The organism is Limnohabitans simekii (SeqCode), from assembly GCF_965234735.1.
Taxonomy (GTDB): domain Bacteria; phylum Pseudomonadota; class Gammaproteobacteria; order Burkholderiales; family Burkholderiaceae_C; genus Limnohabitans; species Limnohabitans simekii.
Genome location: NZ_OZ248541.1, coordinates 299,890 through 318,689 on the forward strand (window position 1 = coordinate 299,890; position 18,800 = coordinate 318,689).

19 protein-coding genes are annotated in these 18,800 nt (G+C 58.2%); 16 read left to right on the plus strand and 3 right to left on the minus strand.

What is annotated here, in order from left to right:
• Window positions 1-2,781 (minus strand): Rne/Rng family ribonuclease, encoded by a 2,781-nt coding sequence (locus tag AC8GFP_RS05670; RefSeq protein WP_506611126.1) that lies wholly within the window; start codon window positions 2,779-2,781, stop codon window positions 1-3.
• Between the two features lie 174 nt (window positions 2,782-2,955).
• On the opposite strand from AC8GFP_RS05670, the gene AC8GFP_RS05675 reads away from it, so the two are divergent.
• From AC8GFP_RS05675 to AC8GFP_RS05695, 5 genes are read left to right on the plus strand one after another with little or no spacing between them, the layout of a single operon-like run.
• The gene (locus AC8GFP_RS05675; protein WP_506611128.1) at window positions 2,956-3,291 is read left to right on the plus strand and encodes a hypothetical protein; all 336 of its coding nucleotides are present in this window, start codon (window positions 2,956-2,958) and stop codon (window positions 3,289-3,291) included.
• A gap of 5 nt (window positions 3,292-3,296) precedes the next feature.
• Window positions 3,297-4,289 carry an RluA family pseudouridine synthase gene (locus AC8GFP_RS05680; RefSeq protein WP_506611130.1) on the plus strand — a complete coding sequence of 331 codons (993 nt, stop codon included), beginning with the start codon at window positions 3,297-3,299 and terminating at the stop codon, window positions 4,287-4,289.
• Window positions 4,261-4,929 (plus strand): HAD family hydrolase, encoded by a 669-nt coding sequence (locus tag AC8GFP_RS05685; protein WP_506611132.1) that lies wholly within the window; start codon window positions 4,261-4,263, stop codon window positions 4,927-4,929. The genes AC8GFP_RS05680 and AC8GFP_RS05685 overlap by 29 nt, the downstream gene beginning before the upstream one ends.
• A complete protein-coding gene (locus AC8GFP_RS05690) occupies window positions 4,922-5,290 on the plus strand; it encodes a Rieske (2Fe-2S) protein (RefSeq protein WP_506611134.1) in 369 nt (122 codons plus the stop codon). The genes AC8GFP_RS05685 and AC8GFP_RS05690 overlap by 8 nt, the downstream gene beginning before the upstream one ends.
• 3 nt (window positions 5,291-5,293) lie before the next feature.
• On the plus strand, window positions 5,294-6,274 hold the full coding sequence (locus AC8GFP_RS05695) for a S49 family peptidase (protein WP_506611136.1): 981 nt from the start codon (window positions 5,294-5,296) through the stop codon (window positions 6,272-6,274).
• Between the two features lie 30 nt (window positions 6,275-6,304).
• On the opposite strand, the gene AC8GFP_RS05700 is transcribed toward AC8GFP_RS05695, so the two are convergent.
• Together AC8GFP_RS05700 and AC8GFP_RS05705 are read right to left on the minus strand one after the other, a co-directional pair.
• Window positions 6,305-7,072, minus strand: a complete 768-nt coding sequence (locus AC8GFP_RS05700; RefSeq protein WP_506611138.1) for an SAM-dependent methyltransferase — start codon at window positions 7,070-7,072, stop codon at window positions 6,305-6,307.
• 3 nt (window positions 7,073-7,075) lie between these two features.
• A complete protein-coding gene (locus AC8GFP_RS05705) occupies window positions 7,076-7,675 on the minus strand; it encodes a Maf family nucleotide pyrophosphatase (protein WP_506611141.1) in 600 nt (199 codons plus the stop codon).
• Window positions 7,676-7,700: 25 nt separating this feature from the next.
• Here AC8GFP_RS05705 and AC8GFP_RS05710 point away from each other — a divergent pair, with 25 nt between their 5' ends.
• From AC8GFP_RS05710 to lepB, 11 genes are all read left to right on the plus strand, one after another.
• Window positions 7,701-8,225: a YceD family protein gene (locus AC8GFP_RS05710; RefSeq protein WP_506611143.1), complete on the plus strand. Its 525-nt coding sequence runs from the start codon at window positions 7,701-7,703 to the stop codon at window positions 8,223-8,225.
• Window positions 8,226-8,311: 86 nt separating this feature from the next.
• A complete protein-coding gene (gene rpmF / locus AC8GFP_RS05715; protein ID WP_506611145.1) occupies window positions 8,312-8,494 on the plus strand; it encodes a 50S ribosomal protein L32 in 183 nt (60 codons plus the stop codon).
• 95 nt (window positions 8,495-8,589) lie between these two features.
• Complete coding sequence (plsX, locus tag AC8GFP_RS05720; protein WP_506611417.1) at window positions 8,590-9,633, plus strand: phosphate acyltransferase PlsX; 1,044 nt, start codon at window positions 8,590-8,592, stop codon at window positions 9,631-9,633.
• Window positions 9,630-10,631 carry a beta-ketoacyl-ACP synthase III gene (locus AC8GFP_RS05725; protein ID WP_506611147.1) on the plus strand — a complete coding sequence of 334 codons (1,002 nt, stop codon included), beginning with the start codon at window positions 9,630-9,632 and terminating at the stop codon, window positions 10,629-10,631. The genes plsX and AC8GFP_RS05725 overlap by 4 nt, the downstream gene beginning before the upstream one ends.
• Window position 10,632: 1 nt before the next feature.
• A complete protein-coding gene (gene fabD / locus AC8GFP_RS05730) occupies window positions 10,633-11,592 on the plus strand; it encodes an ACP S-malonyltransferase (RefSeq protein WP_506611149.1) in 960 nt (319 codons plus the stop codon).
• A 3-nt stretch (window positions 11,593-11,595) separates the two neighbouring features.
• Window positions 11,596-12,345, plus strand: coding sequence for a 3-oxoacyl-ACP reductase FabG (fabG, locus tag AC8GFP_RS05735; protein ID WP_506611151.1), 750 nt, complete (start codon window positions 11,596-11,598; stop codon window positions 12,343-12,345).
• A gap of 84 nt (window positions 12,346-12,429) precedes the next feature.
• The gene (gene acpP / locus AC8GFP_RS05740; RefSeq protein ID WP_506611152.1) at window positions 12,430-12,669 is read left to right on the plus strand and encodes an acyl carrier protein; all 240 of its coding nucleotides are present in this window, start codon (window positions 12,430-12,432) and stop codon (window positions 12,667-12,669) included.
• Between the two features lie 16 nt (window positions 12,670-12,685).
• Window positions 12,686-13,930 (plus strand): beta-ketoacyl-ACP synthase II, encoded by a 1,245-nt coding sequence (gene fabF, locus AC8GFP_RS05745; protein WP_506611153.1) that lies wholly within the window; start codon window positions 12,686-12,688, stop codon window positions 13,928-13,930.
• Between the two features lie 105 nt (window positions 13,931-14,035).
• Entirely contained in the window at window positions 14,036-15,520 is a 1,485-nt protein-coding gene (locus AC8GFP_RS05750) for a DegQ family serine endoprotease (RefSeq protein ID WP_506611155.1), read from the plus strand.
• Between the two features lie 470 nt (window positions 15,521-15,990).
• Window positions 15,991-17,799 (plus strand): translation elongation factor 4, encoded by a 1,809-nt coding sequence (gene lepA, locus AC8GFP_RS05755; protein WP_506611157.1) that lies wholly within the window; start codon window positions 15,991-15,993, stop codon window positions 17,797-17,799.
• Complete coding sequence (lepB, locus tag AC8GFP_RS05760) at window positions 17,799-18,800, plus strand: signal peptidase I (RefSeq protein ID WP_506611159.1); 1,002 nt, start codon at window positions 17,799-17,801, stop codon at window positions 18,798-18,800. The genes lepA and lepB overlap by 1 nt, the downstream gene beginning before the upstream one ends.

Genomic DNA, 18,800 nt, shown 5'->3' on the forward strand with positions numbered 1-18,800 from the left:
TCAATGTGAAGCGCTGTTGTCAAACGGCATGGGCATCTGACCCAAATCCCGCTTGGTTTCCACCAAGATCAAAGGACCTTCGTCCATCACCACCGCCGGTGGGCGTTCGCGCGGCACATGAATCGGACGGGGCTCGGCGGCAATCGCCGCTTGCACCTGGGCGATGCGCTCGGGGTTGGAATTGACCCATTCCAAACCAGAGGACTGGGCCACGCCTTGCAAGCTGCTGATGGGCAACTCGTAAGCACCCACCGTGGGCATGCGGGCTGCAGCAGGCGCGGCCACAGTCGTGTGGACGCTTGCCTGGAAGGGGGCCTGAACCTGTGAATGCTCAGCAGTGGATGCACTGTCGGCTAGGTTGTCACGCGGTTGGCGATCTCGGCCATAGCGGTCCCGGCTGCGGCGTTCACGGCGTTCGCTCAAGGCTTCACCGTCTTGGCCAGGCTGCGAGGATTCGCTGTGTGGAGCCCCATCGGCTGATGCCTCCGAAGGCGCAGCCAGTTGTTGCAAGCCGTCCTCGTTGGTCTGGTTGTCACCGGTTGGCGTGGATCGTTCGCCACGGCGGCCACGGCCACGGCGGCCCTCGCCACGCGCTGGGCGGGCGGCTTTTTCGCCGTTGGCATCCAAGGTCTCAGTGCTAGGGGCATCACTGCTGCGAGCGTCATCGGTGCGCAGTTCGGTGCGAGCTTCGGGTCGGTTGCGGGCTTCTCCGCTGCGTTCGCCACGGCCATTGCGACCACCGCGTTCACCACGCTCGGCGCGGCCTTCTGTGTTGCGGCCCTCGGCACTGCGGCCTTCACCGCGTTCACCACGCTCGGCGCGGCCTTCGGCGTTTCTGCCGTCTTGGCGCTCGGTGCGTTCGCCGCGACCTTCGCCACGTTCAGCGCGATCGCCACCACGGCCTTCGGCTCGTCCTTCGCCACGGCCTTCGCCTCGGCGGCCACCACGTCGACCATCGCCACGGCCTTCGCCGCGGGCGCCATCACGCCCGGGTTCACGGCGTTCACCGGGCTTGCCACGTCCTGCGGGCGCGGGAGCGGGTGCCGCAGCAGGTTCGCTGCTGAACAAGCCTTTGAGCCAGCCAAAGAAGCCTTTTTCGGCCGGTGCCACAGCGGCTTCACGACGCGCTGCGGGTACAGGGCGCTCAGCGCGGGGTGGGCGTGCCTCGGCAGGCGGTGCGGGCAGATCGGGCAACACGCCTTTGATGACCGGCGTTTGTTTGTTGGTGGGTTCTTGCGAACGACGGGTGACGGCGGTCGGGTCTTCGATCTCCTCGGCCATCTTGTAACTGGCTTGGATGTTGTCCAAACGCGGGTCGTCGTGCTTCAAACGCTCCAACTTGTAGTTCGGGGTTTCCAAACCTTTGTTGGGAATCAACAGCACGTTGGTGCGTTGTTGGATTTCAATCTTGGCAATCTCGGAGCGTTTTTCGTTCAACAAGAACGACGCCACTTCCACCGGCACTTGGGCATGCACCGCGGCCGTGTTGTCCTTCATCGACTCTTCTTGAATGATCCGCAAAATTTGCAGCGCCGAGCTTTCGGTGTCGCGCACATGGCCGGAGCCGCCGCAACGTGGGCAAGGGATGGAAGCGCCTTCGCTCAAAGCGGGGCGCAGACGTTGGCGGCTCATTTCCATCAAGCCGAATTTGCTGATGGTGCCGAACTGCACCCGGGCGCGGTCTTGGCGCAGCGCGTCGCGCAAGCGGTTTTCCACTTCGCGGCGGTTTTTCGATTCGTCCATGTCGATGAAATCGATGACGATCAAGCCACCCAAATCGCGCAAACGCATTTGGCGTGCCACTTCGTCGGCGGCTTCCAAGTTGGTGCGGGTGGCGGTTTCTTCGATGTCACCACCTTTGATGGCACGCGCCGAGTTGACGTCAACTGACACCAAGGCTTCGGTGTGGTCAATGACGATCGCGCCGCCAGACGGCAGGTTGACCGTGCGGGCATAGGCTGACTCGATTTGGTGCTCGATTTGGAAGCGGCTGAACAACGGTGTTTCGTCGCGGTAGCGCTTGACCCGGGCCGCATGCTCGGGCATGACGTGGGCCATGAACTGCTGCGCTTGGTCGTAAATGTCATCAGTGTCGATCAGGATGTCGCCGATGTCATTGTTGAAATAGTCGCGGATGGCACGGATCACCAAGCTGGATTCTTGGTAAATCAGGAAAGCGCCTTTGGACTTGCTGGCGCCGTCAATCGCAGTCCAGAGCTTGAGCAGGTAGTTCAAGTCCCATTGCAACTCGGGGGCACTGCGGCCAATACCGGCGGTGCGGGCGATGATGGACATGCCGTTGGGGTATTCCAACTGGTCCATGGCTTCTTTGAGTTCAGCCCGGTCGTCACCCTCGATGCGGCGACTGACGCCGCCACCCCGGGGGTTGTTGGGCATCAGCACCACATAGCGACCGGCCAAACTGATGAAGGTGGTGAGGGCCGCGCCTTTGTTGCCGCGCTCCTCTTTTTCCACCTGGATCAGCAGGTCTTGGCCTTCTTTGATGACGTCTTGGATGCGGGCCTGCGAGGCCGACACATTGCCCGAGAAATACTGCTTGGAGATTTCTTTGAAAGGCAGAAATCCGTGGCGTTCTTCACCGTAATCGACAAAACAGGCTTCCAACGAGGGTTCAACCCGTGTCACCACCGCTTTGTAAATGTTGCCCTTGCGCTGTTCGCGCCCTTCAATTTCGATTTCGTAGTCGAGGAGTTTTTGTCCGTCGACGATGGCCAGGCGGCGCTCTTCAGCTTGCGTGGCGTTGATCAGCATCCGTTTCATGATGCGTTCCTTTTCTTGCTAACAACACAGGTCCATGGCGGACCAACGATGCCGTGGGCCAATGCAAGAAAAAACGAAAGGGAATGCCGCGTGGAACGCGCACGAGCACCGGGTTAGCGGTGTCTGCGGGTCGAAGGCGGGGGGTGGATGCGGGCGAGTTGCAGGCGAACGGGCATGACCAACAGGGCCATGGGGTTCATTGGCGAACGGGTGGGGGGCTGGAAAACGCGCACCGTTTCAACTGGCGCAAGCCAGGAAAAGCAGAGTTTCAGCAGAACCAACACGACGTTCATGTATCGACAATCTCACTTTGAATCCGTTGCAGGTTGGATTTCAAACCTGCAACTGGGGTATTCCGTTTCTGGGTTTTTCCAAGGCATCGGCTTGCGTGACCGCAGGGCAGACCGCAATTGGGCGGTAAGGCTTGCGGCGGCCACGATGGGCATCGACCTCTCAGTGCTGGTGGGACGTGCTCTAATCTCTTATTCAAATCAAGCACTTAGAACCTGACACTGGTGAAGATCATTATAGACACAGACGCTACCCCAACCGCCGCGGTCAAAAACTTGACGGTGGACGAGGAATCCGCCGGTCAGCGCTTGGACAATTTTTTGCTGCGCCACTTGAAGGGCGTGCCCAAAACCCATGTGTACCGCATCATCCGAACCGGTGAGGTGCGGATCAACAAAGGCCGCGCCAGTGCCGACACTCGGGTGCAAACCGGTGATTTGGTGCGCATGCCGCCGGTGCGGGTGTCCACGCCGTCGCCCGACGCGCCGGTGGCCCCGGGCCGTGAATTCCCCATTTTGTTTGAAGACGAACAAATGCTGGCCATCGACAAACCGGCCGGTGTGGCGGTGCATGGCGGCAGCGGCGTGAGTTTTGGCGTCATCGAGCAATTGCGCCAGGCCCGACCCGGCGCGCGGATGTTGGAGTTGGTGCACCGCTTGGACCGCGACACCTCGGGTGTGCTGCTGGTGGCCAAAAAACGCAGCGCCCTCACGCGCTTGCAAGACCAGTTCCGCGACCGTGAAACCGGCAAAACCTATTTGGCGCTGGTCAAAGGCCAGTGGCCAACCAATAAAAAAGTGATCGACTTGCCGCTGCAGCGCTATTTGTTGCCCAGCGGCGTGGGCGAGGGCGAGCGCCGGGTGCGCATCGCCCACAAAGACGATGCCAACGCCCAACGCGCCATCACCTTGGTTCGGGTGGCGCGTTTGGTGGGCGATTACAGCCTGCTGGAAGTGACCATCAAAACCGGGCGCACCCATCAAATTCGGGTGCATTTGGCCAGTCAGGGCTACCCGATCGTGGGCGACGACAAATACGGCGACTTTGAACTGAACAAGCGCATGTCTGCAGAAGGCTTGAAGCGCATGTTCTTGCATGCCTGGCGGTTACAGTTTGTCCATCCGCAGTTGGGCAAGCCGCAAACCTTGCAAGCCGATTTGCCCCCCGAACTTCAACAATTCATCGATCATGTCCAACCCCCGCCCCCGTCAGTATGACCTGATCGCTTTCGATTGGGACGGCACGCTGTACGACTCGACGCAAATCATCGTGCGCTGCATCCAAGCGGCGGTGACCGATGTGGGTGGTGCCAAGCCCACAGACGAACAGGCTGGGTATGTGATTGGCATGGCCCTCATGCCTGCGCTGGCACATGCAGCACCTGATGTGCCGAAAGAAAAATACCCGCTGTTGGGCGAACGCTATCGGCACCATTACGCCTTGCACCACAACGATTTGTCTTTGTTTGTCGGCATCTTGCCGCTGCTGCAAGCGCTGCGCGAACGCCAACACCTCTTAACCGTGGCCACTGGCAAAAGCCGCAAAGGCTTGGACGATGCTTTGCACCAAGTGGCTTTGCGCGGCATGTTTGACGGCTCGCGCACCGCCGACGAAACCGCGGGCAAACCCGATCCGCGCATGCTGCACGAGTTGATGGCCGAGTTTGGCGTCTCTCCTGAGCGCACCTTGATGATTGGCGACACCACCCACGATTTGCAAATGGCGCAAAACGCCGGTTGCGCCAGTTTGGCGGTCAGCTATGGCGCCCATGGCGCTGATGGTCTGGAAAACTTCGGCCCTTTGGCTGTGGTGCATTCCGTGCCCGAGTTGCACGATTGGTTGATCGGACATGGCTGAAGACTTGGTGCCACTTTGCCAAAGCAGTGAACTGTTGGACAGCGGCTTGGCCGTGCCCTTTGACGTGGTCTATGCAGGCCAAACCTGCCGCGCTTTTGCGGTCCGGTTTGAAGGACAGGTGCAGGCCTACCTGAACCGTTGCACCCATGTGGCCATGGAGATGGACTACCAACCCGATCGGTTTTTCGACACCGAGGGCCGTTGGTTGCTGTGTGCCACCCACGGCGCTACTTACGCCCCTGACACAGGAGAATGCGTGGGCGGACCTTGCCGAGGCGGTTTGGTCAAAATCACCCTTTCAGAGCGTCAGGGCGTGGTCCACTGGCATACTGCATACAACCTCAAGCCTTTGGACTTCTAAGCCATGAACGACGACACGTCTGCCAACACCACTGCCAACGACAAAGCAGCACCCGGCCACTGGGAGCGCGAAACGCTGGAGCGATTGGTCATGGCACAACTGGATGAGCAGCGTGCTGCGCGTCGTTGGCGCATTGGATTTCGCATTTTTTGGTCCTTGTTGGTGTTGACAGCCGTTTGGTTTTCATTTCATCAAAACAAAGCTGCCACCTCGAACAACCCAGCCTCGCACACCGCCATGATTTCAATCCAAGGAGAGATTGATGCAGATGCCAATGCCAACGCCGAATGGATCATGGACTCCCTGCGACAAGCCTTTGAGGATGAAGGGGCGCAAGCCATTGTCTTGCTCATCAATTCGCCGGGTGGCAGCCCGGTGCAAGCGGGCATGATCAACGATGAAATTCGCCGTCTCAAGGCTTTGCATCAAAAACCAGTCTATGTGGTGGTGGAAGAAACCTGCGCTTCAGCGGCCTACTACATTGCCGTGGCAGGCGATCAAATTTTTGTCGACAAAGCCAGTATTGTTGGCAGTATTGGTGTGTTGATGGATGGCTTTGGCTTCACGGATTTGATGGACAAAGTGGGTGTCGAGAGACGCCTGATGACGGCAGGCGAGAACAAAGGCTTTCTCGATCCGTTCAGTACGCCAAGCAAACCGCAACGCGCCCACGCACAAGCCTTGCTGGACCAGATTCACCAACAATTCATCAAAGTGGTTCGAGACGGTCGCGGAGACCGTTTGAAGGAAACGCCCGATGTTTTCAGTGGCTTGTTTTGGAGCGGTGAGCAGGCGATTGCCTTGGGCTTGGCCGATCAATTCGGGACTTTAGACAGTGTGGCCCGCGACGTGGTGAAAGCCGAAGACATCGTGGACTACACCCGCCAAGACAACGTGGCCGAACGCCTGGCCAAGCGCTTTGGGGCCGCCATGGGCGAAGCCATGGTGAAGACTTCGCTCAGCCTGATGCCCTCACTGCGTTAAAGCGGCCATCAGGCCGAAGGGGTGAAAATCTCAAGGCCCAAAGGCAAACACCGCCGGGGTGTTTTTATCCGGTGCATCGGGGTGGCGTTTCCAATCAGCCACGCTGTGGCTTTGAATCCGCATCTCAGGCAAGGTCAAATGGCTGCACACCGCCAAACGTGTGCTGGCTTGCAAACTGCCTAGCAAGCCTGACAGCATGGCGGCATTGCGGTAGGGCGTTTCAATGAACACTTGGGTTTCACCGGTTTTCAAGGCGTGTTTTTCCAGCGCTTTGAGGCGGGTGTCGCGCTCTGCGGCGTCTTGCGGCAAATAGCCCAGAAAAGCAAACTGCTGGCCATTCAAGCCACTGGCCGCCAGCGCCAACAGCAAGGCACTGGGTCCTACCAAAGGCAGCACTTGCAAACCCAAATCATGGGCGGCGCGAACCACCGAAGAGCCCGGATCGGCCACGGCTGGCATGCCCGCTTCGCTCAGCAAACCGATGTCGTGGCCTTGCAAGGCCGCTTGCAACAACGGGCGCATGTCACCACCGGCCTTGAGGTCGCCTTTCTTGTGCACTTGGCGCGGCAATTCGGTGATGGTTTGGGCTTGCAGAGGTGTTTTCAGCGCCAGTTCCAGGTCGATGCGTTTCAAAAAAGCCCGGGTGGATTTGGCGTTTTCGCCAATCCAATGGTCGATTTGCGAGGCTGCTCGCACCGTGCTCACGGGCAGTACGTGGTTCAACGGCACCTGCGTGGCGCATAAAAAATCAAGGGGGGTGGGCACCAAATACAACTTGCCCAAGGGCGCTTGGCTCATGGCTTAATTCAGCAAAGGCAGGCCAGCAGCCCGCAGCAAGCGGCAGGTGTGGATCAGCGGCAGGCCGACCAAGGCGCTGGGGTCTTGGTTGTCGATGCGCTCAAGCAAGGCAATGCCCAGCCCCTCGCTTTTGGCGCTACCAGCGCAGTCGTAGGGCTCCTCAGCGCGCAAGTAAGTTTCGATGGCCGCATCGCTGAGCTGGCGAAACTGCACCTTCACTTGCGCCAAGGCCTGCTCGGCAAAACCACTCTCAATGCACACCACGGCCACGGCGGTTTGAAACACCACGGTGTGCCCGCGCATGCGCTGCAATTGGGCCACGGCCCGCTCGTGGGTGCCGGGTTTGCCCAGTGGTTCGCCGTCCAAATCGGCTACTTGGTCGGAGCCGATCACCACCGCTTGGGGGTGCTGCCGCGCCACGGCCAGGGCTTTCTCCATGGCCAAGCGCTGGGCCAAGGCCACGGGTAACTCTCCTGCATGGGGTGTTTCGTCCACCTCGGGCCGCACCACCTCGAACGGCAGGCGCAGGCGTTGCAGCAATTCACGCCGGTAGGGCGAGGTGGAGCCCAAAATCAGGGGGCGGGGCAAGGGGCTGTTGGGCATGCACCATTCTCTTACACTGAACCGCATGAAAACCGATTGGCAACCCCGCGTACTGGACCTCCACCGCTTCACCCAGTTGGAAGGGGTTTGGCAAGACGCCACGCCGCTTGCCAAGCTATCGCGTGTTTTTGAGGCTTGTTTGGACCAACCCGGTTTGGCCGACCGCACCTGCCAATGGACCTTGACAGGTGAACTGCGGACCGTGGCGGGCACAGCACAGGCTTGGCTGCACCTGACAGCCCAAGTGACCCTGAGCCAGCAATGCCAGCGCTGCCTGGAACCCATGGACATCCCCGTGCAGGTAGACCGCTGGTTCCGTTTGGTGGCCGATGAAGCCACCGCCTTGGCCGAGGATGACGCCGCCGAAGAAGACTTGCTGGCCATGGACCCCGAATTCGACGCCCATGCCCTGCTGGAAGACGATGTGCTGCTGGCCATGCCCTTGGTGCCGCGCCACGATGCCTGCCATGCCCCCTTGAGTGCAGCCCTGGAAGACGACTTGCCCCACCCGTTTGCCGCCTTGGCAGCCCTCAAAGCGCCTAAACAGTGAAAAGTTGCAAGCCGCTATAATCTTTGATTCTTTGCCCGGCCAAGCCAGGGCATCCCATTTGAACCAACGATCTTCAGGAGCCTGCCATGGCTGTCCAACAAAACAAAAAATCCCCCTCTAAGCGGGGCATGCACCGTTCACACAATGCACTGAATGTGCCTGGTTTGGCCGTTGAGCCCACCACTGGCGAAGTGCATTTGCGCCACCACATCAGCCCCACCGGTTTCTACCGTGGCCGCAAGGTGCTGAAAACCAAATCCGAAGCCTGATTGAGGCTTGCCATCAAGGCCCGTCGCAGCTTGTCTCGCGCGGGCCTTTTGCTTGATGGCGACTCCAAAGTGAGCAATCTTCAGGGGTGTTTCCAGTGGTGACCGTGGCCGTGGACTGCATGGGCGGTGACCATGGGCCCCGTGTCACCTTGGCGGCGTGCCGCCAATTTCTCAAGCTTCATCCCCGCGCCCAACTCTTGTTGGTCGGCCTGCCCGAAGCGCTGTCCTCTTTTTCCCATCCCCGTGCCCGCATCCTGCCCGCCTCGGAAGTTGTCGAAATGGACGACCCGGTGGAAGTGGCTTTGCGCCGCAAAAAAGACTCGTCGATGCGCGTGGCCATCGAGCAGGTGCGCGACGGCCATGCTCAAGCAGCGGTATCTGCTGGCAACACGGGCGCATTGATGGCTATCTCACGCTATGTTCTGAAAACCATGGATGGTATTGATCGCCCGGCGATTGCGGGCGCCATGCCCAATATCAAGGGTGGCGGCACCACCATGCTGGATTTGGGCGCCAACGTGGATTCCACGCCAGAGCATCTTTTGCAGTTTGCTTTGATGGGCTCGGCCTTGGTGTCGGTGCTCTATGGCATTGAAAAACCCTCGGTGGGCTTGCTCAATATTGGTGAAGAGGCCATCAAAGGTGGCGAAAACATCAAAAAAACCTCTGAATTGCTGCGATCTGCTGCCAATTCCGGCGATTTGAATTTTCACGGCAATGTTGAAGGCAACGATATTTTCAAAGGCACGACCGACATCGTCGTGTGTGACGGTTTTGTTGGCAATGTCGCCTTGAAAGCCAGCGAAGGCTTGGCGGCGATGGTCAGCCATTTCCTGAAAAGCAGCTTTTCGCGCAATATCTTCACGAAAATTGCGGGCATCATCGCTTATCCTGCGCTAACTGGCTTTAAACATCTGGTTGACCACCGACGTCACAACGGCGCGGCGCTGCTGGGCTTGCGCGGCTTGGTGTTCAAGAGCCATGGTTCGGCGGACGAACTGGCTTTTTTGACCGCCTTGAGCCGGGCGTATGATGCGGCGGACCACGATTTACTGGCCCGTGTGCAGTCGCAACTCACCCATGCCGCCCCTTTGTTGGCGGCATCCGCGGCAGCGCAGGCCCTTTCTTCAAACCCATGACCCTTTATTCCCGCATCGTTGGCACAGGCAGTTACCTGCCGCCCCGTCGTTTGAGCAATGCCGATCTGGTGGCTGACTTGGCTCAAAACGGCGTGGAATCCTCGGACGATTGGATTGTTGAGCGCACCGGCATTCGGGCCCGTCACTTCGCCGATGAAGGAATGTTCAGCAGCGATTTGGCCTTCGAGGCCTGCAAAAACGCCTTGCAAGCCGCCAAGCTCGGCCCCCAAGACATCGATTTGGTGATCGTCGCCACCTCCACACCCGACATGGTGTTCCCGTCCACCGCCTGCATCTTGCAGCACAAGTTGGCGCAACTCAGCCCCGAAGCCGGTGGCATCTCTGGTGCACCAGCCTTTGATGTGCAAGCGGTCTGCGCGGGCTTCATTTATGCCCTGAGCGTGGCTGACGCCATGATCCGCGCGGGCAATGCCCGTCGGGCCCTGGTGGTGGGTGCCGAGGTGTTCTCCCGCTTGTTGGATTTCAAAGACCGCACCACCTGTGTGCTGTTTGGTGATGGCGCGGGTGCCGTGGTGCTGGAAGCTTCCGAGCAGCCCGGCATTTTGGCCACCGACATCCATGCCGATGGCAAGCATGTGGGCCTGCTGTGTGTGCCCGGCCATGTGCATGGCGGCCAGGTCTTGGGCGACCCGGTGCTGAAAATGGACGGGCAAGGCGTGTTCAAGCTGGCGGTGGGCGTGTTGGAAGAAACCGCCCGCACCGTTTTGGCCAAGGCGGGTTTGCACGACAGCGACCTCGATTGGTTGGTGCCACACCAGGCCAATATCCGCATCATCCAAAGCACCGCCAAAAAGCTCAAACTCTCCATGGACAAGGTCATCCTGACGGTGGCCGAGCATGGCAACACCTCTGCCGCCTCGATTCCGCTGGCCTTGGACGCGGGTGTGCGGGCTGGTCGGGTGCAGCCCGGCCAACTGGTCATGCTTGAAGGCGTGGGTGGTGGTTTTGCCTGGGGTTCTATTTTGTTGCGCTATTGATATGACGACATTTGCATTTGTATTTCCTGGCCAAGGCTCGCAGTCGGTGGGCATGCTGGACGCGTGGAACGACCACCCGGTGGTGGAAGCCATCTTGGAGGAGGCCAGCGAAGCGCTCGACCAAGACCTGGGCAAGCTGATCCATGAAGGCCCCAAAGAAGAGCTGGCACTCACCACCAACACCCAACCGGTGATGCTGGTGGCCGCCATCGCGGCTTACCGCGTGTGGCAAGCCGAGGGTGGCGCCACGCCGCACTTTGTGGCGGGTCATTCCTTGGGCGAGTATTCCGCGCTGGTGGCCAGTGGTGCCCTCAGTTTGGCCGACGCTGTGCCCTTGGTGCGCTTTCGCGCCCAAGCCATGCAAGAAGCGGTGGCGGTGGGCTCGGGTGCCATGGCCGCCGTGCTGGGCCTGGACGCGGCCAAAGTGGTGGAGATTTGCAACCACGTTCAAAGCGGCTTTGCCGCTGGCAGCAGCGAGGTGGTGCAAGCCGCCAATTTCAACGACCCCAGCCAAACCGTCATCTCCGGCAGCCAAGCCGCCGTGGCTTTGGCCTGCGAGCAACTCAAAGCAGCAGGGGCCAAACGCACCCTGCCACTGCCCGTGTCTGCGCCATTTCACTGCGCCCTCATGCAGCCGGCCGCCGAGCGTTTGCGCGGCCAGCTGAGCAGCATCCAATTGCACAGCCCGGGTATTCCTTTGGTGAACAACATCGATGTGGCCACTGAAACCGACGCCGACCGCATCAAAGACGCGCTGTACCGTCAGGCCTTTGGGCCGGTGCGCTGGGTGGAAACCATGCAGCGCATGCAGCAACTGGGCGTGGGCCACGTGGTGGAATGCGGCCCCGGAAAGGTCTTGACCGGCATGGTCAAACGCATCGCCCCTGATTTGAACGCCAACGCCTTGTTCGACCCCGCCACCTTGGCCGAGGTGCTGGCCCTGTTTCCTGCCTCCAAATAAAACATGAGCTCAACAGACAACTCTCCTCAAGTCGCCTTGGTCACTGGGGCATCCCGTGGCATTGGCGCGGCCATTGCCCTGCAACTGGCGCACAACGGTTTCAAAGTATTTGGCACCGCCACCAGCGTTGAAGGCGCTGAGCGCATCAGCCACAACCTGTCGGCCTTCGCGGGTTGCCAAGGCTTGGTGCTGCAAGTGAATGACGCCGAGCAGTTGCAAGCCGTGGTGGACGGCGTGCTGGCGCAAGCCGGAGCCTTGCATGTGTTGGTCAACAACGCTGGCATCACCCGCGACATGCTGGCCATGCGTTTGAAAGACGACGATTGGGACGCCGTCATCGACACCAATTTGAAAGCGGTGTTTCGCATGAGCCGCGCCGTCATGAAACCCATGATGAAGCAGCGTTATGGCCGCATCATCAACATCACCAGCGTGGTGGGTGCCGCCGGCAACCCTGGCCAAGCCAATTACGCCGCCGCCAAAGCGGGTGTGGCTGGCATGACCCGGGCTCTGGCCCGCGAACTGGGCAGCCGACACATCACGGTCAATTGCGTGGCGCCTGGTTTCATCGACACCGACATGACCGCCACCTTGTCTTCCGAGCAGCAACAGGGCTTGCTGTCACAAATCCCCCTGGGACACCTTGGCAAGCCTGAAGATGTGGCCCATGCCGTGGCGTTTTTGGCCGGTCCCCATGCCAGTTATGTGACCGGTCAAGAAATCCATGTGAATGGCGGCATGTACATGGCCTGACGGCCTTGGTACAAGCCATGAGTAAGCCGACCCGTCCGCGCGGCTAAAATCGCGGACTTGTTAACAAAACCCTCTGAGGGAACCATGAGCGATATTGAAGCACGAGTCAAGAAAATCATTGCCGAACAACTCGGCGTTGAAGAGTCCCAAGTTACTTCTGAAAAGGCTTTCGTGGCCGATTTGGGCGCCGACTCTTTGGACACCGTCGAATTGGTGATGGCCTTGGAAGACGAATTTGGCATTGAGATCCCCGATGAAGACGCCGAAAAAATCACCACCGTGCAAAACGCCATCGATTACGCGTTAAGCCACAAAAAAGCTTGATTCCCCGGGGTTTCGCATGAGTCGCCGTCGCGTCGTCGTGACCGGTTTGGGTTGTGTTTCTCCTGTGGGAAACACCGCTCAAGCGTCTTGGGCACAAATTCTGGCCGGGCAGTCCGGCATTGATGTCATCACCCACTTTGATGCATCGGCTTTCGCTTGCCACTTTGCCGGCGAAGTGAAGAATTTCAATCTGGACGAGTACATCTCACCCAAAGAAGCCCGCACCATGGACCGCTTCATCCATTTGGGGGTGGCCGCTGGTTTGCAAGCTGTGGCGGATGCTGGTTTGCCCACCGGAGACGCTTTGGATGAAGAAGCTTCATTCCGCATCGGTTGCTTGATTGGCTCTGGCATAGGCGGCTTGCCCCTCATTGAAACCATGCGCGACGAACTGATGGCCCGTGGCCCGCGCCGTATTTCTCCCTTTTTCGTGCCCGCCAGCATCATCAACATGATTTCTGGTCATGTGTCCATGCGCTGTGGCTTCAAAGGCCCCAATTTGGCCATCGCCACAGCCTGCTCCACCGGCTTGCACAGCATTGGTGAAGCGGGGCGCATCATTGAGTACGGTGACGCCGATGTCATGGTGGCCGGTGGCTCTGAAGCCACTGTGTCACCATTGGGTTTGGGCGGATTTGCGGCCATGCGTGCGCTGTCCACCCGCAATGACGACCCGAAAACAGCTTCTCGCCCTTGGGACAAAGACCGTGACGGTTTTGTGTTGGGGGAGGGCGCTGGTGTCATGGTCCTCGAAGAATACGAGCACGCCAAGAAACGCGGCGCCCGGATTTACGCCGAACTGGTGGGCTACGGCCGCAGTGCGGATGCTGGCCACATGACGGCCCCCAACATGGATGGCCCGCGCCGCTCCATGTTGAGCGCCTTGAACAATGCCGGTGTCGCACCCGAGCAGGTGCACTACCTGAATGCCCATGGCACGTCCACACCGCTTGGGGACATCAACGAAACCCATGCCATCAAGGCGGCCTTTGGCCACCACGCCAAGTCCATGGTGGTCAGCTCCACCAAATCAATGACCGGCCATTTGCTCGGCGGTGCGGGTGGCATCGAAAGCGTTTTCACGGTGCTGGCCATCCATGATCAGAAGGCGCCGCCCACCATCAATTTGCACAACCCCGATCCGGAGTGTGACCTGGACTATTGCGCCAACACCGCACGCGATATGAAGATCGATATTGCTGTGAAGAACAATTTCGGCTTTGGTGGCACCAACGGCAGCTTGGTGTTCAAACGCCTTTGATGGGCGAAAGACCGCCGAAGCCTAGTGGTCACTCACGAGGAGTCTGCATTGGCAGGCGGGTTGACGTTACAACTGTTCAATTCCTTTTTCTTGGAGAGTAACAAGATGATTCAGTCTTTAGGTCGACGCAATCAGGTGATTTCCCTGCTGGCGGCTGCATCCTTGTTCATGGGCTTGATGACAGCGCCCAGTCTTGGCCTGGCGAACAATGCCGGATCAGGACGCGCTTTGCCCGATTTCACCGATTTGGTTGAAAAAGTCGGTCCCTCTGTGGTCAACATCCGGACCTTGGAAAAGCAAGCGGCACAGTCCCCTGTGGCCGGCAATCCTGGTGCACCTGGCGAAGGCCAAGACGAGGAAATGCAAGAATTGTTTCGTCGTTTTTTTGGTGTGCCTGTGCCCGGCGCCCCGGGGCAACGACGCCCCAATCGTCCCCAGCAGCCTGAAGAACAACCGCGTGGCGTGGGCTCAGGCTTCATCCTCACCGCTGATGGCTTCATCATGACCAACGCGCATGTGGTTGATGGTGCTGAACAAGTGTTGGTCACACTCACCGACAAGCGCGAGTTCACCGCCCGCATCATTGGCGCCGACAAGCGCACGGATGTGGCCGTGGTCAAAATTGAAGCCACGGGTTTGCCACCTGTGACCTTGGGTGACCCGAACAAACTCAAAGTGGGTGAATGGGTGATGGCCATTGGCTCACCCTTTGGATTGGAAAACACGGTCACTGCGGGCATCGTCAGCGCCAAAGGTCGTGACACCGGTGACTACTTGCCCTTTATTCAAACCGATGTCGCCATCAACCCCGGCAACTCTGGCGGGCCGCTGATCAACATGCGCGGTGAAGTCATCGGCATCAACAGTCAAATCTATTCGCGCTCTGGTGGTTTCATGGGCATCTCGTTTGCCATTCCCATCGATGAAGCGGACAACGTCAGCAAGCAGCTTCGAGCCAGTGGCCGGGTGCAGCGTGGCCGCTTGGGTGTGGGCATTGGCGACGTCAGCAAAGAGATTGCGGAGTCCTTGGGCTTGAGCAAGCCCCAAGGTGCGCTGGTCAACAGCATTGAAGCCGGTTCGCCAGCTGACAAAGCTGGTTTGGAAGCGGGTGACGTGATTTTGAAATTCGATGGCAAAACCATCGAAAAGTCCTCTGATTTACCCCGAACGGTTGGCGGCACCAAGCCGGGCACCAAAAGCCAAATCACCGTGTTGCGACGCGGCGTGACCAAAGATTTCGCCATCACCGTGGGTGAATTTGAAGCCGAGAAAACCGCTGCGGCCAAAACCCCGGACAAACCGGCTGCCAAAGACGGCCAGCAACTGCTGGGCTTGACGGTCAGCGATTTGACCGATGCCATGAAAAAGGATCTCAAGCTGCGTGGTGGCGTGCGTGTCGATGCAGTGGCTGAACCCGCCGTGCGTGCTGGCATTCGTGAAGGCGATGTCATCATGCAAATCGGCAACATTGAAGTGCCAGACGTCAAGGCGTTCGCCCAGATTTTGGGTCGCTTGGACAAAGCCAAGCCCGTCAATGTCTTGCTTCGAAGGGGCGACTGGGCGCAATATGTCCTGATTCGCCCGCGTTGAAAACCAAGGATTTCCAAGGGTTAACCCTTGGAAATGCCGACTGATGGATTCTTCCAACGACTTCTGAAAATATTTTTAATGTGGGCGCACGCTAACAACAGGAATAGAATCTGATTTGTTTCAATCTAAAGCAGAGACCAAGACAAGGATTTTGAGCATATAGATCGTTGCTTTTTGTCTTCTGGAGGTCAATCTCTGGCTTGTACATATCCTTCCACAGCTCACCCACAAGTTATCCTGATGGAATCAAACTCAAATTGTGCACAACCTGTGAATAAATTTCACCAATTTGGCCTTCTTTGTCAAAGCGACTCGCCGCAAGGGGCTATCGCTTGGGCGCGATCTGCCTACAATGAAGTCCCAACTATCGCAGTTGCCATAGATTGTTGGTTCCGGGCGCGTCATCACCTGACGCGCCCTTTTTTATGGCTTTCTCCTCTGTAAATTCAAACACTTAACTGCTTGCATTGATGAACCACATCAGAAATTTTTCGATCATCGCGCACATTGACCACGGCAAATCCACGCTGGCAGACCGCATCATTCAGCGCTGCGGCGGACTGAGTGACCGCGAGATGGAAGCGCAGGTGTTGGACTCGATGGACATTGAGAAAGAGCGTGGGATAACCATCAAGGCGCAGACCGCTGCGCTGCAATACAAGGCCCGCGATGGCCAGATTTACAACCTGAATTTGATCGATACACCTGGACATGTCGACTTCTCTTATGAGGTGAGTCGTTCGCTGTCGGCTTGTGAAGGCGCACTCTTGGTCGTGGATGCCAGCCAAGGGGTTGAAGCGCAGACCGTGGCCAATTGCTACACCGCCCTCGACTTGGGCGTGGAGGTGGTGCCGGTGCTCAACAAAATGGATTTGCCGCAGGCCGATCCTGACAACGCCAAAGCAGAGATTGAAGACGTCATCGGCATCGACGCCACGGATGCGATTCCCTGCTCGGCCAAAACCGGCATGGGCGTGGAGGATATTTTGGAAGCTGTGGTGGCCAAAATTCCCGCACCCAAAGGCAATCCGAATGCCCCGTTGCGAGCCATGATCGTCGACAGCTGGTTCGACACTTACGTAGGCGTCGTCATGCTGGTGCGGGTGGTGGATGGACGCCTTGGCAAAGGTGAGCGTTTCAAGATGATGGCCACCGAAACGGTCTACAACGCCGACAACCTGGGTGTGTTCACCCCGGCCAATGAACCGCGTGATTCCCTTGAAGCGGGCCAGGTGGGCTACATCATTGCGGGCATCAAAGAATTGCAAGCCGCCAAGGTGGGTGACACCATCACCTTGGAGAAAAAGCTGCCCAACAACCTCGGGCCTGCCGAACAAGCCTTGCCTGGTTTCAAGGAAATCCAGCCCCAGGTGTTCGCTGGTTTGTACCCCACGGAAGCCAGCCAATACGACTCCTTGCGGGATGCGCTAGAGAAACTCAAGCTCAACGATTCTTCGCTGCGCTACGAACCCGAGGTGTCGCAAGCGCTGGGTTTTGGCTTTCGCTGCGGTTTTCTGGGCTTGTTGCACATGGAAATTGTGCAAGAGCGCTTGGAGCGCGAGTTCGATCAAGACCTGATCACCACCGCCCCCAGCGTGGTGTATGAAGTGCTGAAGGCCGACGGCGAAGTCATCATGGTGGAAAACCCCTCGAAGATGCCCGAGGCCAGCAAGATGGAAGAAATTCGCGAACCGATCGTGACAGTCCATTTGTACATGCCGCAAGACTATGTCGGCGCGGTCATGACCTTGGCCAACCAGAAGCGTGGCGTGCAACTCAACATGGCGTACCACGGTCGACAGGTCATGCTGACCTATGAAATGCCCCTGGGCGAAATTGTGTTGGACTTCTTTGACAAACTTAAAAGCGTCAGCCGAGGCTATGCCTCGATGGACTACGAGTTCAAGGAATACCGCGCATCCGATGTGGTGAAGGTCGATATTTTGCTCAATGGCGAACGCGTGGATGCCTTGTCCATCATCGTTCACCGCACCCAGTCTCAGTACCGCGGCCGGGCGGTGGTGTCCAAGATGCGCGAAATCATCAGCCGACAAATGTTTGACGTGGCCATCCAAGCAGCCATTGGTGCCAACATCATTGCGCGTGAAAGCATCAAGGCGTTGCGCAAAAACGTGCTGGCAAAATGCTATGGCGGTGACATCAGTCGCAAACGCAAACTCTTAGAGAAACAAAAAGCAGGTAAGAAGCGCATGAAACAAATTGGATCAGTTGAAGTACCCCAAGAAGCTTTCTTGGCGATTTTGCAGGTAGAAGACTGATGTCAACCATCACCGCATTCATCTTGGCTGGTTTCGTGGCCTATGCTGGCGCTTGGTACGCAGGTGTCATCGAGGGTTCTTTTGCACTTCTGTTGCTGATGGCCTCCACGGTGACGGGTGTTTATTGGTTGGCCGAGCAACTGCACTTCATGCCACGTCGGCGGGCTGCCGCTGTCCTCTTTGATGCCGAACGAGCCCAGCGCTTGCAGGCTCTAGCCGCCCAAGGCATCACTTCACAAGAGGACGACACACCGGCCTTGCAAGCGCGAGAAGCCTTGTTGCGTCAACCCTGGTGGTTGGACTGGACAGCGGGCTTGTTTCCGGTCATTGCAGCCGTCTTCTTTTTGCGGTCTTTCTTGTTTGAGCCCTTCAAAATACCCTCGGGCTCCATGATTCCCACGCTGCACATTGGCGACTTGATCTTGGTGAACAAATTCCACTACGGCATACGTTTGCCCGTGCTCAATGTCAAGATCCTTGACAACAACCCTGTTGAACGTGGTGATGTCATGGTGTTTCGCTACCCGCCCAAGCCCAGCTTGGACTACATCAAGCGGGTGGTGGGTGTGCCGGGCGACAAGATCGCCTACATCAACAAGGTGCTGACCATCAATGGTCAGTTGGTCAGCAAGGTGTCTGTGCCTGAGTTTTTCGATGCTGACACCATGCGTTACAGCAAGCAATTTGAAGAGGCGATGCCTATTGGCAGCCGCCCTGCAGACATGGGTCAGCAGCGTGCACACCGCTTGCTCAATGACGACCGGGTGCCCAATTTTGTCAGCGGCATCAATGATTTTGAATTCAAGGAAAACTGCAGCTACAACGTTGAAGGGGTGGTCTGCACCGTACCCGAAGGCCACTATTTCACAATGGGCGACAACCGCGACAACTCTCTTGATTCGCGCTATTGGGGGTTTGTGCCCGACAAAAACATCGTTGGCAAAGCCTTTTTCATCTGGATGAATTTCGCCAACCCGTCACGTGTAGGTGGTTTTGACTGA

Coding starts and splice junctions, on each gene's coding strand:
- AC8GFP_RS05670 (WP_506611126.1), bottom strand. CDS start 2,781: ATGAAACGGATGCTGATCAACGCCACGCAAGCTGAAGAGCGCCGCCTG.
- AC8GFP_RS05675 (WP_506611128.1), top strand. CDS start 2,956: ATGACCAACAGGGCCATGGGGTTCATTGGCGAACGGGTGGGGGGCTGG.
- AC8GFP_RS05685 (WP_506611132.1), top strand. CDS start 4,261: ATGTCCAACCCCCGCCCCCGTCAGTATGACCTGATCGCTTTCGATTGG.
- AC8GFP_RS05690 (WP_506611134.1), top strand. CDS start 4,922: ATGGCTGAAGACTTGGTGCCACTTTGCCAAAGCAGTGAACTGTTGGAC.
- AC8GFP_RS05695 (WP_506611136.1), top strand. CDS start 5,294: ATGAACGACGACACGTCTGCCAACACCACTGCCAACGACAAAGCAGCA.
- AC8GFP_RS05700 (WP_506611138.1), bottom strand. CDS start 7,072: ATGAGCCAAGCGCCCTTGGGCAAGTTGTATTTGGTGCCCACCCCCCTT.
- AC8GFP_RS05705 (WP_506611141.1), bottom strand. CDS start 7,675: ATGCCCAACAGCCCCTTGCCCCGCCCCCTGATTTTGGGCTCCACCTCG.
- AC8GFP_RS05710 (WP_506611143.1), top strand. CDS start 7,701: ATGAAAACCGATTGGCAACCCCGCGTACTGGACCTCCACCGCTTCACC.
- rpmF (WP_506611145.1), top strand. CDS start 8,312: ATGGCTGTCCAACAAAACAAAAAATCCCCCTCTAAGCGGGGCATGCAC.
- AC8GFP_RS05725 (WP_506611147.1), top strand. CDS start 9,630: ATGACCCTTTATTCCCGCATCGTTGGCACAGGCAGTTACCTGCCGCCC.
- fabD (WP_506611149.1), top strand. CDS start 10,633: ATGACGACATTTGCATTTGTATTTCCTGGCCAAGGCTCGCAGTCGGTG.
- fabG (WP_506611151.1), top strand. CDS start 11,596: ATGAGCTCAACAGACAACTCTCCTCAAGTCGCCTTGGTCACTGGGGCA.
- acpP (WP_506611152.1), top strand. CDS start 12,430: ATGAGCGATATTGAAGCACGAGTCAAGAAAATCATTGCCGAACAACTC.
- fabF (WP_506611153.1), top strand. CDS start 12,686: ATGAGTCGCCGTCGCGTCGTCGTGACCGGTTTGGGTTGTGTTTCTCCT.
- AC8GFP_RS05750 (WP_506611155.1), top strand. CDS start 14,036: ATGATTCAGTCTTTAGGTCGACGCAATCAGGTGATTTCCCTGCTGGCG.
- lepA (WP_506611157.1), top strand. CDS start 15,991: ATGAACCACATCAGAAATTTTTCGATCATCGCGCACATTGACCACGGC.
- lepB (WP_506611159.1), top strand. CDS start 17,799: ATGTCAACCATCACCGCATTCATCTTGGCTGGTTTCGTGGCCTATGCT.